Origin of the sequence: Blastomonas fulva, assembly GCF_003431825.1 — a bacterium.
Lineage (GTDB): Bacteria > Pseudomonadota > Alphaproteobacteria > Sphingomonadales > Sphingomonadaceae > Blastomonas > Blastomonas fulva.
Genome location: NZ_CP020083.1, coordinates 1,081,805 through 1,097,810, shown reverse-complemented (window position 1 = coordinate 1,097,810; position 16,006 = coordinate 1,081,805). Strand labels below are relative to the sequence as shown.

Sequence of the window (16,006 nt, the reverse complement as noted above, 5' to 3'; positions counted from 1 at the left end):
GCTCAGCTGCTCGCCACGACCATGCCGTCGATCCGCAGCGTCGGCACATTGACCGCGTAGCGGAATTCGAGATCGTCTGCGGGCACCAGCGCTGCAAACATGTCGATCAGATTGCCCGCGATGGTGATCTCGCTGACAGGCTCGGCAAGCTGGCCATCGCGGATGATGAAACCGCTCGCGCCGCGGCTGTAATCGCCGGTGACGCCGTTGACCCCCATGCCGATCAGTTCGGTGACATAGATGCCGGTTGCGATCCCCGTCATCAGCGCCTCCGGGCTGTCTTGCCCTGCTTCCATATGCAGGTTGCTGGCTCCGGTGGCGGGCGCGCCGCTGATCCCGCGCGCGGCATGGCCGGTGGGCGCTTCGCCGAGCTGGCGGGCAGCGGCGCTGTCCATCATCCATCCGGTTAGCACGCCCTGGTCGATCACGCGCCAGGGCCGGGTGGGCAGGCCTTCGCCATCAAAGCTGCGCGAGCGCAGCCCGCGCACCCGGTGGGGATCGTCCAGGATGGTCACCGCGCTGTCGAAGATCGCCTTGCCGCGCTTGTCGAGCAGGAAGCTGGTCTTGCGCGCGATCGCACTGCCCGAGATCGCGCCGATCAGCGATCCGATCAGCGATCCGCCCGCGCGGCGGTCGAACACCACCGGCATCGGTCCGCTGCTGATCTTGCCCGCGCCCAGCCGCGCCACCGCACGCTCGCCCGCGCGGCGGCCGATGGCCTCGGGCGATTCCAGATCGCTCAGGAACCGCACCGTGTGCGATGCCGAATCGCGCTCCATCGCGCCTTCCGCGCCGGCCAGCACGCTGGCGCCTATGCCATAACGGCTGCCGCCATAGCTGCCGACAAAGCCGTGGCTGGTGGCGAGCGCCATGACCGAGCGCACCGCGCCTGCCGATCCGCCTTCCGAATTGGTGACGCCAGGGACGGCGCGCGCCGCCGCCTCGCAGCGCTCGGCCAGATCGCGCAGCAGCGCAGGGTCGGGGTCCTGCTCATCGTCCAGATCGAGCGCGGGAAGCGGCCCGCGTGCCAGCAGCTCTCCAGGCGCCAGCCCGGCATAGGCGTCCTCGGGCGCCAGCCGCGCCATGGCCACCGCGCGCTCGGCCAATGTCGCAAGGCCCGCAGCCGTGACATCCGCGCCCGAAACACTGGCGGAGCGCTTGCCATCGAACACCCGCAGGCCGATCGCGGCGCTTTCGGACCGCTGGACGTCTTCCAGCGCCCCCAGGCGGATCTGTACGTCGGTGGAGGCATCGCAGGCGAAGACGGCGTCGGCCGCGCTGGCTCCGGCGGCTAGCGCGCGGGACACCAGATCGTGCGCCAGATCCCTGGCTTGTTCGGGGGTTTGCATCAGCAGCGTTTAAGCTGCCGGTGTACGTTGGTCAATCGAACCGGCGCGGTTCAGAACAGCGCCGCAAGGCCCTTGACCAGTGCCACAAAGGCAAAGGGAAAGCCGATCGCGAACAGCCAGATGCCCAGCCGGTCGCTGCGGAAGGCCGCAGTCAGCGTGGCTTCGGACGCATCGCTGCGCGACAGCGTCTGCCAGCGCTTTTCCATCCGTCGGCACAGCGGAATGACAAGGCCGACCAGCACAACCAGACCCAGATAGGGCAGGATCGACATGCCCTCGCCCTTGATCGCCCCCATCACCACGAAGATCTGCAGGCCGGTATAGGCGAGCAGCGCATAGGCCACATGGTTGCTGATCCGTCGCTCCCATACCGTCTCGGGCGTGACGGGTTTGACGTGCGTGGAATTGTAGCGCGCGGCCTCGAACCGCCTTTCGATAGCATTGGTCATCATGTCCCCCATGACTGCCTCGGGCAGAGTCTGAAAATCTGCACCAGAATGAGTGTGTCACTCACATGACAGCTTGGCAAGGGGCGTTAACCTGACCGCCGTCCGGGCGATCAGGCGGTGATTCCCTCGGCCCGGCGCAGTTCCTTGCGGTCCAGCTTGCCGATCAGCGTCTTGGGCAGTGCATCGCGGACATCGACCGCGGCGACGCGCTCGTGCTTGCCCAGCTGCGGGTTCAGCCATGCCATCAGCGCCGGGCCATCGACCTCGGCCTCGTCCTGCAGCGCGACGAACGCCTTGGGGCTCTCGCCGCGATAGGGATCGGGGATTCCGATCACCAGCGCCTCCTTGACCGCAGGGTGCCGATACAGCACCTCCTCGATCTGGCTTGGGAACACCTTGAACCCGCCCACTGCGATCATGTCCTTGATGCGGTCGACGATGCGGATATAGCCGTCCTCGTCGATCTGCCCAACATCGCCGGTGCGCAGGAATTCGCCGATGAACACCTCGGCATCCGCATCGGGCCGGTTCCAGTAACCGCGCATCACCTGGGGTCCAGCAAAGATGATCTCGCCCGGCTCGCCCGGGGCGACCTGCTTCGTGGGGTCTTCCTTGTCGACCAGCCGCACGATCGTGCCGGGCAGCGGCTGGCCGATGGTGCCGGGCTTGTTGAGCCCTTCATAGGGGTTGGTCGAGACCACGCCGCTGCTTTCGGTGAGGCCATAGCCTTCGACCACATTCGCGCCGGTGACCTCCTCGAACCGCGCCTTGACCTCTGCCGCGAGCGGTGCGCCGCCCGAGATGCAGGCGCGCAAGGACGCGAAATCGGTTTTCGCGATCTGGGGGTTGTCGAGCAGCGCCTGGTACATGGTCGGCACCCCGGGGAGCGCGGTAACCTTGGTGCGGGTGATCGCCTTCAGCGCCGCCACCGCCTCGAAGCGCGGCAGCATCACGATCTCGCCGCCGTTCAGCACGGTGCGGTTGAGCACGCAGGTGTTGGCAAAGACGTGGAAGAACGGCAGCACGCCCAGGATGCGGTCGTCGGCGTCGTCCTTGCGCGGATCGATCGCATTGACCTGCCGGGCATTGGCCGAGAGGTTCTGGTGGCTGAGCATCGCGCCCTTGGGGGTGCCGGTGGTGCCGCCGGTGTACTGGAACAGCGCGATGTCGGTTGTCGCGTCGATCGGCACCGGGGCATACGCCCCGTCATTGTCGATCAGCGACGAGAAACTGGTGATGCGCGGGTCGTCGGGCCGCTCGGCGGTCTCCTTGCCCTTGAACAACCGGTAGAACAGCGCCTTGCCCGCCGGCAGCGCGCCTGCGACCGAGCCCACAACCAGCCGCTCCAGCCCCGACTGGTCCAGCACCTTGAGCGCGGTGGGCAGCAAGGCTGTTGCGGACAATGTGAACAGGATTGTCGTACCGCTGTCGGCGACCTGATGCGCCAGCTCGTCCACGGTATAGAGCGGCGAGAAATTGACCACCGTCGCTCCTGCCGCCATCGCGCCATAATAGGCCGCGACATAATGCGGCACGTTGGGCAGGAACAGCCCGATGCGGTCGCCCTTGCCCACGCCCATCGCCTGCAGCCCCTTGGCCACCCGGCGCGCGCCCTGTGCGGTTTCGGCATAGCTGTACTTGCGGCCCATGAAATCGAGCAAAGGCGCCGTTCCCTTGCGCTCGGCCGAGCGGAACAGCATCTCGGGCAGCGACAGCGGCGGGAAGTGCTGGTCCCACGCGCAAGGGTGGTTGTAATGCGTTGTCCAGATCGGCTGGTCGCTCGATACGGACCCGGGCGAGGCGGGGAGGGCGCTGTCAGTCATTGACACGACTGTAAATAAGACCCGGCTTTGGCACAAGCCGCAAGCCATTCGGACCGTCGCAGCACAGCGATAGAAAACGTCAATCACCCATGCGCGCCCGGCGATAGCCGCTTGCATCGCGAGCGTCGTTCGCTAAGCGCATGGCGCATGACTGCGTACAAACCCGGTGATCCTGTATCCGTGCGGCGGCTCTATGGCCGCCAGCAGAACCACAAATTGCGCATCGGCCAGGCCGATCTGGTCGAACGGCTGCTGCCGCAGATCACCGTGCCTGAAGACGGCGAGATCACGTCCGAGCGGTTGTTCGGCGACAATCGCCCGCTGCACTTCGAGATCGGCTTCGGCGCGGGTGAGCATATGGCGTATCGCGCCGACATGCTGCCCGATCACGGCTTTGTCGGGGCAGAGCCGTTTCTCAACGGCGTGGTCGGCGCGCTGCAGCATGTCCGCGAGCACACGCTCGCCAACATCCGCCTTCACATGGGCAACGCGATCGACGTGCTCGAGCGCGTTCCCGACGGAAGCCTGAGCTTCGTCTATCTGCTCCACCCCGATCCCTGGCCCAAGGCGCGCCACGCCAAAAGGCGGATGATGAATTCGGGCCCGGTGAACCTGATCGCGGCCAAGCTGAAGCCCGGCGGCGAATTCCGCTTCGGCACCGATCACCCGATCTATGTCGCGCATGCGATGATGGTGATGAACGGCCATCCGCAATTCGACTGGCTGTGCGAGCGGCCGAGGGACTTTCTCGTCCGCCCCGGCGGCTGGCCCGAAACCCGCTATGAGGCCAAGGCGCGCGCGCAGGGACACGAGGTGTGGTACTTCAGGTATCGGCGTACCTGAAGGTACCTGTGGCGTAGAAATGTCGTGTTAACTCAAATGCTTGAGTGCGCTACAGTTGTCAGGTCTCGGCGGAATTCCCCGCCTCGGTGATTACCCGGTGATTGCTGGATGATTGCTGCACGCCGGGTTTGGAGACCAGGAAATGGCATGCGGTAAAATCACGAAACGGACAATTGATGCCTTGATCGCAAACTGCGCAGAGGGCTTCCTCTGGGATAATGCCATCAAGGGATTTGGCGTTAGGATCACGCGCGCGGGTGCAGTTTCCTACATCCTGCAGTTTCGGATGGGAGGACGAGAATCCACAACTCGACGTTATACCATCGGATCCCATGGGTCGCCATGGACGCCGGTCACAGCAAGAGAGGAGGCGCGCCGAATTTCGCTGCTAATCGCGCAGGGTATCGATCCTGTGGAAGCTGATAAGCAAAGGCGACAGGAAGCGGTGAATTTGGCATTTTCAAGCTACGCTGTTGGGTTCCAAAAAGCGTGTCTGAGCAATAGCTGGAATGGTTGCGTGGAACGCAGCCTTCGGCTCTATGTCAAACCCGTCCTCGGTAACAAACCACTACCCAAAATCAAGCGAGCCGACGTGGCAACGATTTTTGACCGGATGCCTGCGCATCAGGTAGCCAATCGACGGAATGTTTTTGCTGTTTTGCGAAGGTTGTTTCGGTGGGCAGTTAACCGTGGCGATATTGAGCGGAGTCCGATGGATGGTATGGAAACGCCGCCCCCAGTAAGGCCGCGAGATAGATGGCTATCTGACGAGGAACTCGGGCGCGTTTGGCGACAGACATTTCGCACTCACCGTTGTTTCGGTCCAATCGTTCGCCTCCTGATCCTCACTGGGCAGCGAAGGGAAGAAGTGTCATCGGTTACATGGAGCGAACTCAACAGAGATGAACTCATGTGGACGCTTCCTGGAAGCCGAACGAAGAATGGCGAGCCAAACATGATTCCGCTAAACGCTCTGGCCGTATCTGTTCTCGATGCAGTCGCTCAAGCCGAGATCTGGCCGCGTCAGGGCAAAGTCTTTACCACCTCTTCAGGAGCCCCATTCACTGCATACTCGAAAGGCAAAAGGGAGATCGATCAACTTATAGCCGAAGATGGCGGCGAACCTGTCGCGCCATGGCGATTGCATGATCTTCGGCGTACGCTGGCGACTGGGTTTCAGCGCCTTGGAGTTCGTTTTGAAGTCACAGAAGCGGTCCTTAACCACGTAAGCGGGTCACGTGCAGGCGTTGCTGGCATTTATCAGCGTTATGACTGGAAAAAGGAAAAGGCCGCGGCGTTGGGGCAGTGGAATGACTATATCGCCCCGTTTTTTGCCCCTGACAGGGGTGCACAGTCTGGCCTTGGCTGACGCAAGAAAGATGTGTTCAGACTTTCGATCCCTTATGAGCCAAATTCGGTGGCTAATTTTTTGACCGTGATCGTTGGGGCGATCGTTATGGCGTTGTGCGTTCGCAACTCCAGGTAGACCCAGCGCGCGAAAGCGATTTGTTAACTATATTTAAGGCATCGTGCATCTAGTGAAGGCCTGCAGGCAAGAAGCCTTCGCCTGAAGCAGATCAAGAGGCCGGAATGAGCATCGCAAACTGGAATCCCAGCAAGTTGACGCTCGTCGTGGACCTTGATGACACGCTGATCCAGACCGACTCTCTGCTGGAGAATTTCTGGCTCGCCTGGTCGGTCAAGTGGCAGACGCCGATCGAGGCTGTGCGAACACTGGCAAGAGGCAGGCTGGCACTCAAGCAGAAGCTGGGTGAGATCAGTGCGATCGATCCTGCGCGGCTACCCTATAATCCTGAAGTTCTCGCGCTGATCGAGCAATGGCGTGAGCGTGGTGGCAGGGTTGCGCTGGTCACAGGTGCGACCCAGGCGATGGCCGACGCTGTCGCCTTGCATTTGGGTATCTTCGATGCCGCACACGGTTCATCAGGCAGCATCAATCTGACCGGAGCCAGAAAGGCCCGGTTTCTGGACGAGACATTCGGGCCTGGCGGGTACAGCTACATTGGCGATGCACCTGCCGACTTTCCCGTGTGGCAGGGTGCCGCCGGGGCCATCACCATCAACTCAAGCAAAGCCTTTCAAGCGAAGGTCGAGCGGCTGGTTGCCGATGCCATCCATCTACCCGCCCGCAAAGCAAGGCTGGCGGACTATATACAGGCCATGCGGCCACATCAGTGGCTCAAGAATGTGCTGGTGTTCCTGCCCATGCTGGCCGCACATCAGTTCGGGTTGGCCACCGCGCTTCAGGCGGTGCTTGGCTTCTTGGCCTTCAGCCTTGTGGCCTCGGCCACCTATATTCTCAATGACCTGCTCGACCTGTCAGCTGACCGTGCACACCCGCGCAAGTGCCTGCGGCCGTTCGCATCGGGCCGCATCCGTCTTGTCCACGGCACCTGGATGGTCCCGGTTCTGGGGGCAGCGGGCGCGCTGGTGGCCCTGGCAGGCGGGATCGAGCTGTTTGCTGTCCTGTGTCTCTACAGCGCCCTGACGATCATCTATTCGGTCAAGCTCAAGCGGCTTGCCATGATCGACATCTGCGCGCTCGCTGTGCTGTATACGCTGCGTGTTCTGGCAGGGAGCGCGGCAACCGGCGTGCCATCGTCGCTCTGGCTGCTCGCCTTTTCGATGTTCTTCTTCTTCTCGCTGGCAGCGGTGAAGCGCTACGCAGAGCTGGTCGATGGGGCTGCGACGGGCCGATCGATCGCAACGGGCCGAGGCTACTGCGTCGATGACCGGAGCATCGTTGGCAACATCATGGTGTCGTCTGGCCTGGTATCTGTCCTGGTCCTTGCGCTTTATGCCAATTCGGAGCCTGTCCAGCAGCTCTACCGTCATCCGGAGTTTCTCTGGGGTGTCTGTCTCGTGCTGCTTTTCTGGAGCAACCGTATCGCGCTGATGACCCATCGTGGCGCGATGCATGATGATCCCGTGGTGTTCGCGATGCGCGACCGCACGAGCCTTTGCTGCGGCCTGATAGTGGGACTGCTGGCCTTTGCAGGAACGGTGGCATGACGGGCCTGGCACTGCTGCTTCGCTACGCGGCGTTTGCAGTGCTTGCAATCCTGGCCAACCTGGCCGCCCAGCGGATGTTGCTGGCGGTCTTTCCGAACGCCTATATTCCGGCCTTGGCGGGTGGTACGATTATCGGCTTGGTGGTCAAATACGCGCTCGACAGAACATGGATCTTCGCAGGTGCTGCCCACGCCCGTGCCGGGCAGGCCGGAACCTTCGGGCTATATGCCGCCACCGGGGTCTTCACCACGCTGATATTCTGGGGTTTCGAGACAGTGGCCTGGCTGGTCTGGCAGACCCATATGGCACGCGAGGCCGGAGCTGTGACCGGGCTGGTGCTGGGCTATGCGATCAAGTACCAGCTCGATCGTCGCTATGTGTTCACGCAGCCAAGGCCGGCGTGATGACACGCATGTGTCTGCCTGCCACTGACGCATCTGTGGCCTTCCACTGATGCCCCATACCGAATCCCTCTCCGGCTGGGGCCGCTATCCGGTGCGAAAGTGCTCAGTGTGGCAGCCCGCAAACCCGCAGGGGCTTCACGAGACGCTGTGTGCGCTGCCCAGCAGCATAGCGCGCGGCAACGGCCGCTCTTATGGCGATGCCAGCCTCAACACAGATGCCACCATCGCCATGCTGAGGCTCGACCGGCTGATTGCGTTCGACGAGATCACCGGCGCGTTGACCTGCGAGGCGGGCGTAATGCTCTCCGATCTCGTTTCAACCTTCGTTCCCCGAGGCTGGTTTCCGCCAGTCACTCCCGGCACACGGCAGGTTACCATAGGGGGCATGATCGCCAGCGACGTGCACGGCAAGAATCACCATGTCGCAGGTTCGTTCTGCGACCATGTCGACTGGTTCGATATCGACCTCGGCGATGGCCGGATCGAGCGCTGCTCGCCGACCCAGAACACCGATCTGTTCGCCGCGACCTGCGGCGGCATGGGGCTCACCGGAATCATCGTGCGCGCCTCGTTCCGCATGCTGAAGATCGAGACCGCATTCATGCGCCAGCGCACGATCCGCGTGCCCGACCTCGAACAGGCGCTCGCCGTGTTCGAACAGTCGCACGGATCGACCTATTCGGTAGCGTGGATAGACTGCATGGCGACCGGCAAGAGCCTTGGCCGTTCGGCGATCCTGCTGGGCGAGCATGCGCTTCCGGGCGATCTCGACCCCGCGCGCCGCGCCGCGCCGCTCGCGCGCCCCAACCGCAAGCCCAAGACGATCCCGATCGATTTCCCGAGCTTTGCCTTGAGCGGCTTCAACGTGCGGATGTTCAACCATCTCTATTACGCGATGCAGCGCCCAGGCGACGCGGTGGTCGATCTTGATCCCTATTTCTATCCGCTCGATGCGATCTTCGAGTGGAACCGGATCTACGGCCGCCAGGGCTTTGTGCAGTACCAGTCCGTCCTTCCGCTCGCGACAAGCGAACAGGGCATGCGCCGGTTGCTCGAGGCGATTTCCGCTGCGGGCGCCGGATCTTTCCTCGCGGTGCTGAAGCGCATGGGGCCCGGCTCGTCCGGGATGCTCAGCTTCCCGATGGAAGGCTATACGCTGGCGCTCGACTTCCCCGCGACCCCTGACAATTTCGCGCTGCTCGAGCGGCTCGATGCGATCACCGCCGATCATGGCGGGCGCGTGTATCTCACCAAGGACGCGCGGGTCTCGCCCGAGCGCTTTGCCGCTGGCTATCCCAGGCTCGACGAATTTCGTAACCTTCGTTCGAAGTACGGGCTCGACCGGCGCTTCTCCTCGCTGCTTTCACAAAGATTGGGTCTGTAGATGCTCGCTTCTCCTGTCCTCATTCTGGGTGCCCGTTCGGACATCGGCCGTGCGCTCGCCAGGGGCTATGCCGCCAAGGGCTGCGAGGTCATTCTGGCCGCGCGCGGCGACATCAGTGCCGATGCGACCGACCTTTCGCTGCGCACCCAGGCCAAGGTCCGCTCGGTCAACGTCGATATCACCGATGGCGCGCCGGACGCGTTCTTCGATTTGCTGGGCGTGGTGCCGGGCACCGTGGTGATGGTCGCAGGGCTGCTGGGCGATCAGGCCGAATCGGCGGCGCATGACGACGTTGCGGCCAGGGTCATGGACAGCAATTACAACGGCCCGGCTCGCTATCTGCTCGCCGCCGCCCGCCGCATGGCGAACGTGCCCGATGGCTGCATCATCGGCATCAGCTCGGTCGCAGGCGAGCGCGGACGCGCTTCGAACTTCATCTACGGATCGGCCAAGGCCGGATTCACCGCGTTCCTTTCGGGCCTGCGCAACGCGCACGCCAAGACCGGGCTGCACGTGATGACGGTCAAGCCCGGCTTCGTGCGCACCCAGATGACCGCAGGCATGAAGCTGTCGCCGGTGATGACCGCCGAGCCCGAACAGGTCGCCGACGCGATCCTGAAGGCGCAGGCCAAGAAGGCCGACGTGATCTACACCTTGGGCCGCTGGCGTCTCGTCATGGCGATTATCCGCGCGATGCCCGAGCCGATCTTCAAGAAACTCTCGCTCTGATCCTCGGGCGCGGACCATGAACGGCCTCCTCCAGCTTCTGTCGGACTTTATGACCGATCACCGCTGGCTGGCGGGCCCCGCATTCGGGCTGATCGCCTTTGGCGAATCGCTCGCCGTCATCGGCGTCTTCATCCCTGCAACCCCGATATTGTTCATGGTCGGCGTGCTAATGGGTAGCGGCCGAGTCGACGCAGCTCCGGTCGTGCTGTTCGGGATTGCAGGTGCAAGTGCGGGATACTTCCTATCCTGGCGCGCCGGTGAGCGGCTGGGCCACCATGCTTGGCGTCTGCCCGCGATGACGCGGCATCGCCGTAGCATCGCTAGGGCGCGGCTGTTTTTTCGTCGCTGGGGCGGCGTATCGCTGGTTGCAGGGCGCTATGTGCTCGGTCCCTTTCAATCGATGCTGCCTTTGGTGGCAGGGGTGGCGCGGATGGATGCGCCTCGCTTCTATTGCTGGAACATCATGTCTGCCGTGGTGTGGGTGGGACTCGTGCTGACGCCGGGTTTTGCTCTCGGGCGGGGCATAGAGGCCGCGATTTTCGAAAAGGCTTGGCAAGACCAGATTGTGGCTGGGCTGATGGCAATCAGCTTCTGTATGATTTTTGTCGGCCTCGTCGCTGCGGGGACCCGCTGGAGCCATTAGTGTCACCATATAGCAAGGTAGTGTCGCTTCACCTCATTGCTGAGCCCAGGCTGCCGCGACCCGTTGTCTGCGTCGTATAACTTGGCCATGGGGTGCATAGTAGTTGTTCATCTAGTATTGCGTTGCTTGAACAAAAGGCCAATGAGGAAGCTACTGATCGAAGAGGACTGTCCATGGTTGATGCCAACGTGCTTGTCGCCCTAACGGCTGATATTGTTGCCGCACATGTCAGCAACAACAGCATCGCGATATCTGATATCGCCGGGCTTATCGGCAGCGTCCACGCCTCGCTTTCCGGCCTTGGTCAGGAAGCGGAGCCGGAACCACGGCCCGACCAGAAGCCAGCCGTCCCGATCCGGGCGTCGATCAAACCCGAATACCTCGTATGTCTCGAAGACGGTAAACAGGTCACGTTGTTGAAGAGCTACCTGCGGACGAAGTTCGGCATGACGCCGGACGATTACCGTAAAAAATGGAACCTGCCCAAAGACTATCCGATGGTTTCGCCCAGTTATGCAGAGCGAAGGCGTGTATTGGCTAAGGAAATTGGGCTTGGGACTAAGGGGCGCGCTGACAGGTTGAAGCAGGCGGATACGCAATAAAGTTTCTCAATCGGTAGGTTCGTCATTCTCGCTTTCGGCCAGTGAACTGAAGATCATTGTGGAGAGTGTCTCTTCGGTCCGCGCCAGGACGACAATGGCAGCGGAAAGCAGATCCTGGCTCACCCATTGCAGCGCCCGTTCGAGCACGCTCAGCGAAAGTTCGTTTGCTGCCTGATTAATCGGCTGGACATGTGCGCGATCATGATGGCTCCGCCAACTGGTTTTGCGCGAACGCCCGCGCGCCTCGCCGCCGCCAGAGCAGCAGTTGCTGATCGCGATTCTCGCTCTTTAGCTTTGCCGCCGCTTCGATCAGCAGCCCGAGGATCACCGCGCGATCATCGTCGGTCAGTTCGATGAGCTCCGCTTTGGCGATCAGCCCGCCGAGCTCGATAAGTTGCCGTGTGCGTTCGCGCCGTTTTACCCGCCATTCTCGCATATCATGCCGTGCCCGCTGTGCCAGCAGCCGGTTGCGTGTTTGGATCGATCGCTTGTGTGCCACCAGCGTCTTTGCCAGCTGATCGGCGAGCTTTGGTGCTGCCCTGAAAGAACGCAGCGCCGCGATTGCGCCAGGCCTCCTTCCGTAACGGGTCGTTGTTGCTGATGGCGGCGAGCAGAACGCCGGCGAGTATTTCGAGCCCAAGCGCATCGGCCCCGGTGGCAATGACGAGCACGCCGAGCTGGGTCTGCTTGCGGGTCCTGAGCTGCTTTGCCTTGTCGTTGAGGGCTTGCAGTTCTGTGTCGTAATCGCGGGGTTTGCGCATGTCTGGCATCCTTCCGTTGTCGGTGAAGGACCAACCAGCTATCCCTCTCCCATCCCGCAGACAACAGGCTGGGTCGCTGTGAGACCTCGTCAAATCCGCCGCGACCAGATCGGTGGAGGGCGCGCTTATACGTCGTGCCGACGTGCGCAAAATGCCGTAAATGGTATGTCGCCATGGCGATCTATCACTTCTCGGCCAAAGCCATCTCCCGCGCAGCAGGATCGTCTGCGCTCGCAGCTGCCGCCTATCGCGCAGGCGAGCGGCTGCACGATGACCGGCTCGGGCGCACCCATGACTTCACCAACAAGGCCGGTGTCGTTCACAGCGAAGTCATGCTGCCCGATGGGGCCAGTGACGCCTGGCAGGATCGCGAGCAGCTCTGGAATGATGTTGAAGCGGCCGAGGTTCGCAAGGACGCGCAGCTGGCCCGCGAGATCGAGTTTGCTCTGCCACGCGAGATGACCCAGCAGCAGGCGATCGAGCTGGCCCGCGACTTTGTGCAAACCGAGTTTGTTGATCGGGGCATGATTGCCGATCTCAATGTGCATTGGGACATCGGCTCAGATGGCGAAGCAAAGCCGCACGCGCATGTCATGCTGACCATGCGCGAGATCGTTGTCGGCGAAGACGGCAGCGCTACGTTCGGCCCGAAGGTGCGCGACTGGAACCGGACCGAGCTGCTCACCCACTGGCGCGAAGCCTGGGCCACCCATGCCAACCAGCGCATGGCCGAGCTCGATATCGAGGCACGGATCGATCACCGCTCGCTGGCAGCACAGGGCATCGACCTGGAGCCGCAGTCCAAGATTGGCGCAGCAGCCTCGCGCATGGCAGGCGAGGGGATGTCGCCCGAACGGCTGGCTGAGCATGCCGATATCGCGCGAGCCAACGGTGAGAAGATCATCGCCGATCCGAACATCGCGCTCAGCGCAATCACGCACCAGCAGGCGACGTTCACGACGCGTGACCTTGCCATGTTCGCGCACCGGCACAGCGCTGACAAGGAGCAGTTCGATGCCGTAATGTCGGCGGTGAAGAACGCGCCCGAGCTCATCGCGCTGGGGAAGGATGGCAAAGGCAACGACCGGTTCACCTCGCGCGAGATGATCGAGACCGAGCAGCGCCTCGAACGGGCTACGATCCGGCTCGAAGCACGGCGCAGCCATGCCGTGCCCGATCGCTATCGTGAGATCGCGCTCGCCAATGCAAGGGCGCGCGGCATGGACCTGTCGGCTGAGCAGCGCGGCGCACTGGAGCATGTCACATCGGCCAAGGGCGTCAGCAACGTCATCGGATATGCCGGAACGGGCAAAAGCGCGATGCTGGGTGTGGCGCGCGAGGCATGGGAGCGTGCTGGCTATACGGTGCAGGGTGCAGCACTATCTGGCATTGCAGCCGAGGGGCTGGAGCATGGCTCGCGCATCCCGTCGCGCACGCTTGCCAGTCTGGAGCATCAATGGGGGCAGGGCAGGGAGTTGCTCACCAGCAAGCATGTGCTGGTGATTGACGAGGCAGGGATGCTCGGCACCCGCCAGATGGAGCGGATCGTGTCGCATGCACAGCAGCAAGGAGCCAAGGTCGTGATGGTTGGCGATCCGCAGCAGTTGCAGGCGATCGAGGCGGGGGCTGCGTTCCGCGCTGCGGCGGAGCGTCATGGTGCAGTGGAAATCGCATCGATCCGGCGGCAGCATATCGACTGGCAGCGCGAGGCGACGCGCGAGCTTGCCACGGGCAGGACCGGTGTGGCGCTTGGGCGCTATGAGGAAGCAGGACATGTCCATGTCGCCGAGACGCGCCAGGCTGCAAGGGCCGAGCTTGTCGATGCCTGGGATCGCGACAGGCAGGCAAAGCCCGATGCCAGCCGGATCATCCTCACGCATACCAATGACGAGGCCCGGGCGCTCAACGAGGCTGTGCGCGAGAAGGTTCGCGCCAGCGGTGACCTTGGCGAGGACGTTGCGCTGAAGGTCGAGCGCGGTGCGCGGCAGTTTGCCGAGGGAGACCGGGTCATGTTCCTGAAGAACGAACGCTCGCTGGGCGTGAAGAACGGATCGCTGGGCACGGTCGAGAGCGTCAGTGCCTCATGCATGTCGGTGAAGCTCGATGACGGCAAAGCGGTCGCGTTCGATCTGAAGGATTATGCGCATCTGGATCATGGCTATGCGGCCACGATCCACAAGGCGCAGGGCATGACGGTCGATCAGGTCAAGCTGCTGGCGACGCCTGGCATGGACAGCCATGGGGCCTATGTTGCGCTGTCGCGGCATCGCTCCCAGGTCGATCTGCACTATGGCAAGGATGACTTTGCCGATCGTAAGGCGCTCACCCGCACACTCAGTCGGGAGCGTGGCAAAGATATGGCGAGCGATTATGCGCGGCAGCCCGAGAAGATCGCTGCCCAGCAGCAACAGCAAGGCAGGGCGGTTGCACCGTCTCAGGCTCAGCAGCAGCCGCGCCGCAATATGTTCGCAGGGCTCAAGGTCAGCCGCAGCGGACATCTGGCCGATCTGCTCAAGGGCTCAAATGCCGTGCCGCAGCGCGAGCCAGTTGCGAAGGTACGGGCGAAAGTGGCCTTTCCAGAACAGGCAACCGACAAGCAGAGGTTCGACAAGGCCGTGCAGCGGTTCGCGCGTGTGGCACAGGACATTGTCGCCATGCGCGACAAGGGGCTTGAGCCGCTGGTCTCGCACCGCACTGCGCTTAACAAGGCCGGTGCTGACCTCAACGCGCTCAGGCCGGACAGCTTTGGCGATCTGCGCAAGGCGGTGAACCGGGACCTCAGCCTGATCCCTGAGGCGGTGAAGGGCCGCACCGATCGCGCCATCCAGGCGATGGAGCAGCAGGCGCGGCTGCGCATCGAGGCGCAGCGCATTGCGACTGCCAATGAGCGGCGGGCCGATGCCTTCGTCGATCAGTGGCAGCGGCAGTCCGAGCAGTATCGGGTGCTGCGCAAGGGCGGGAGCGCGGCTGCTTCGGACAAGGTCCGGGCCTCGCTGGTCGGCATGGCGAAGGGGTTGGAGCGCGATCCGCAGCTAGAGTCGGTGCTGGCAAATCGGCGTCCGCAGCTTGGGCTGGACGCCACGAGCACGAAAACGCTGTCTCAGGACCTCCAGAAATCTCTCGGCCTCTCGCGCGGGCTCGGCATTGGGATGTAGACATGCTGGATGGACGATGCCGAACCTGATCCTTCCCCCGACGAAATCCCGATTGAGCAGGCGCTGGACGCTTTAGCCCGAGGGCTGGCGGGCGTCACGGCTGCGGTCGATGGGTTTGCCGAGCCCCAGCAGAATTTGCTGGCGCGCGATTACAGTGCGGACCTGGCGCTGATTCATGAGAGCTGTGAGGGCATGCGCGGGGCGATAGCGGCTTCGGGGCGACGAGTTCGCCACGAAGCCGATGCGGCGATAAGCAATATCCGTAAGGATATGCAAAATGCTGTTGGGGATTTCAATAGTAGGATGGCCTCGGTGGGGGCGGTTCAGCAGCAAAACTAGTTTCTTGTCGGGACTGCCGGTCTCGCGCTGATACCAGAGCTGATAGATGGTTTTGCAATCCCGCTGCCGACCGACTGGGCTGCGCCTGAAGGCTGCCTTGGCCTGAGCAGCGGGTAATGCATGCGTTGCACAGAACGGCTGGAGGGCAGGAGAGCGGCTGCTATCGGTGGCCAAGCCGGATCGGTAGGCGACGATTCGGGCTACGGCGGTGCTGTGGGGGGAAAATAATAAATCGATCAATAAATTTGCCAGAAACGCTAACGAGCGGAAACTCAGAAGCGTCAGCCGTGCCGTTGATGCGAGTGCAAAACACCAATGAGGCAGCTCCCCAGCGCTTGGTAGGGCATGCGCTGTCAAGGCGCTTTCAATGCAATTGAAGTCGGCATCCAAGTCAGTTAAATCTACTCAGATAGATATAAATAATTCAGGAAAAATCTACATTTTTTTGTGATGAAAATATGAGTCTAGAGCCTGTCTAAATGGTGATTGCCC

Annotated in this window: 15 protein-coding genes; 10 read left to right on the top strand and 5 right to left on the bottom strand. The window is 62.4% G+C overall.

The genetic code is table 11. The features are described from left to right. Positions 1-2 precede the first annotated feature (2 nt). The 3 genes from B5J99_RS05185 to B5J99_RS05175 form a co-directional block, all read right to left on the bottom strand. A complete protein-coding gene (locus tag B5J99_RS05185; protein ID WP_117351763.1) occupies positions 3-1,349 on the bottom strand; it encodes a TldD/PmbA family protein in 1,347 nt (448 codons plus the stop codon). A gap of 50 nt (positions 1,350-1,399) precedes the next feature. After that, a complete protein-coding gene (locus B5J99_RS05180) occupies positions 1,400-1,801 on the bottom strand; it encodes a hypothetical protein (RefSeq protein ID WP_245991749.1) in 402 nt (133 codons plus the stop codon). A gap of 107 nt (positions 1,802-1,908) precedes the next feature. Beyond that, entirely contained in the window at positions 1,909-3,621 is a 1,713-nt protein-coding gene (locus tag B5J99_RS05175; protein WP_117351762.1) for a long-chain-fatty-acid--CoA ligase, read from the bottom strand. A gap of 147 nt (positions 3,622-3,768) precedes the next feature. Between B5J99_RS05175 and trmB the strand changes: the two genes are divergently transcribed. The 8 genes from trmB to B5J99_RS05135 all read left to right on the top strand — a co-directional run bounded on the left by trmB (position 3,769) and on the right by B5J99_RS05135 (position 11,259). Then, positions 3,769-4,464: a tRNA (guanine(46)-N(7))-methyltransferase TrmB gene (gene trmB, locus B5J99_RS05170; RefSeq protein WP_117351761.1), complete on the top strand. Its 696-nt coding sequence runs from the start codon at positions 3,769-3,771 to the stop codon at positions 4,462-4,464. Between the two features lie 142 nt (positions 4,465-4,606). Next, positions 4,607-5,833, top strand: a complete 1,227-nt coding sequence (locus B5J99_RS05165) for a tyrosine-type recombinase/integrase (protein WP_117353367.1) — start codon at positions 4,607-4,609, stop codon at positions 5,831-5,833. 221 nt (positions 5,834-6,054) lie between these two features. Continuing rightward, positions 6,055-7,497, top strand: coding sequence for a UbiA family prenyltransferase (locus B5J99_RS05160; protein WP_117351760.1), 1,443 nt, complete (start codon positions 6,055-6,057; stop codon positions 7,495-7,497). Beyond that, positions 7,494-7,901, top strand: a complete 408-nt coding sequence (locus B5J99_RS05155) for a GtrA family protein (protein ID WP_162892456.1) — start codon at positions 7,494-7,496, stop codon at positions 7,899-7,901. The genes B5J99_RS05160 and B5J99_RS05155 overlap by 4 nt, the downstream gene beginning before the upstream one ends. 49 nt (positions 7,902-7,950) lie before the next feature. Continuing rightward, on the top strand, positions 7,951-9,285 hold the full coding sequence (locus B5J99_RS05150; RefSeq protein WP_117351759.1) for an FAD-binding oxidoreductase: 1,335 nt from the start codon (positions 7,951-7,953) through the stop codon (positions 9,283-9,285). Continuing rightward, complete coding sequence (locus tag B5J99_RS05145) at positions 9,286-10,014, top strand: SDR family oxidoreductase (RefSeq protein WP_117351758.1); 729 nt, start codon at positions 9,286-9,288, stop codon at positions 10,012-10,014. Between the two features lie 16 nt (positions 10,015-10,030). Beyond that, the gene (locus B5J99_RS05140) at positions 10,031-10,657 is read left to right on the top strand and encodes a DedA family protein (RefSeq protein ID WP_117351757.1); all 627 of its coding nucleotides are present in this window, start codon (positions 10,031-10,033) and stop codon (positions 10,655-10,657) included. A gap of 173 nt (positions 10,658-10,830) precedes the next feature. Continuing rightward, positions 10,831-11,259, top strand: coding sequence for a Ros/MucR family transcriptional regulator (locus B5J99_RS05135; protein ID WP_117351756.1), 429 nt, complete (start codon positions 10,831-10,833; stop codon positions 11,257-11,259). A 199-nt stretch (positions 11,260-11,458) separates the two neighbouring features. On the opposite strand, the gene B5J99_RS05130 is transcribed toward B5J99_RS05135, so the two are convergent. Further along, the gene (locus B5J99_RS05130; protein ID WP_117351755.1) at positions 11,459-11,695 is read right to left on the bottom strand and encodes a conjugal transfer protein TraD; all 237 of its coding nucleotides are present in this window, start codon (positions 11,693-11,695) and stop codon (positions 11,459-11,461) included. A gap of 1 nt (position 11,696) precedes the next feature. Continuing rightward, entirely contained in the window at positions 11,697-12,020 is a 324-nt protein-coding gene (locus B5J99_RS05125; protein ID WP_211337880.1) for a conjugal transfer protein TraD, read from the bottom strand. Between the two features lie 173 nt (positions 12,021-12,193). Between B5J99_RS05125 and traA the strand changes: the two genes are divergently transcribed. Both traA and B5J99_RS05115 read left to right on the top strand, forming a co-directional pair. Next, complete coding sequence (gene traA, locus B5J99_RS05120) at positions 12,194-15,175, top strand: Ti-type conjugative transfer relaxase TraA (RefSeq protein WP_117351753.1); 2,982 nt, start codon at positions 12,194-12,196, stop codon at positions 15,173-15,175. 9 nt (positions 15,176-15,184) lie between these two features. Beyond that, positions 15,185-15,514, top strand: a complete 330-nt coding sequence (locus B5J99_RS05115) for a hypothetical protein (protein ID WP_117351752.1) — start codon at positions 15,185-15,187, stop codon at positions 15,512-15,514. Positions 15,515-16,006: the final 492 nt, after the last annotated feature.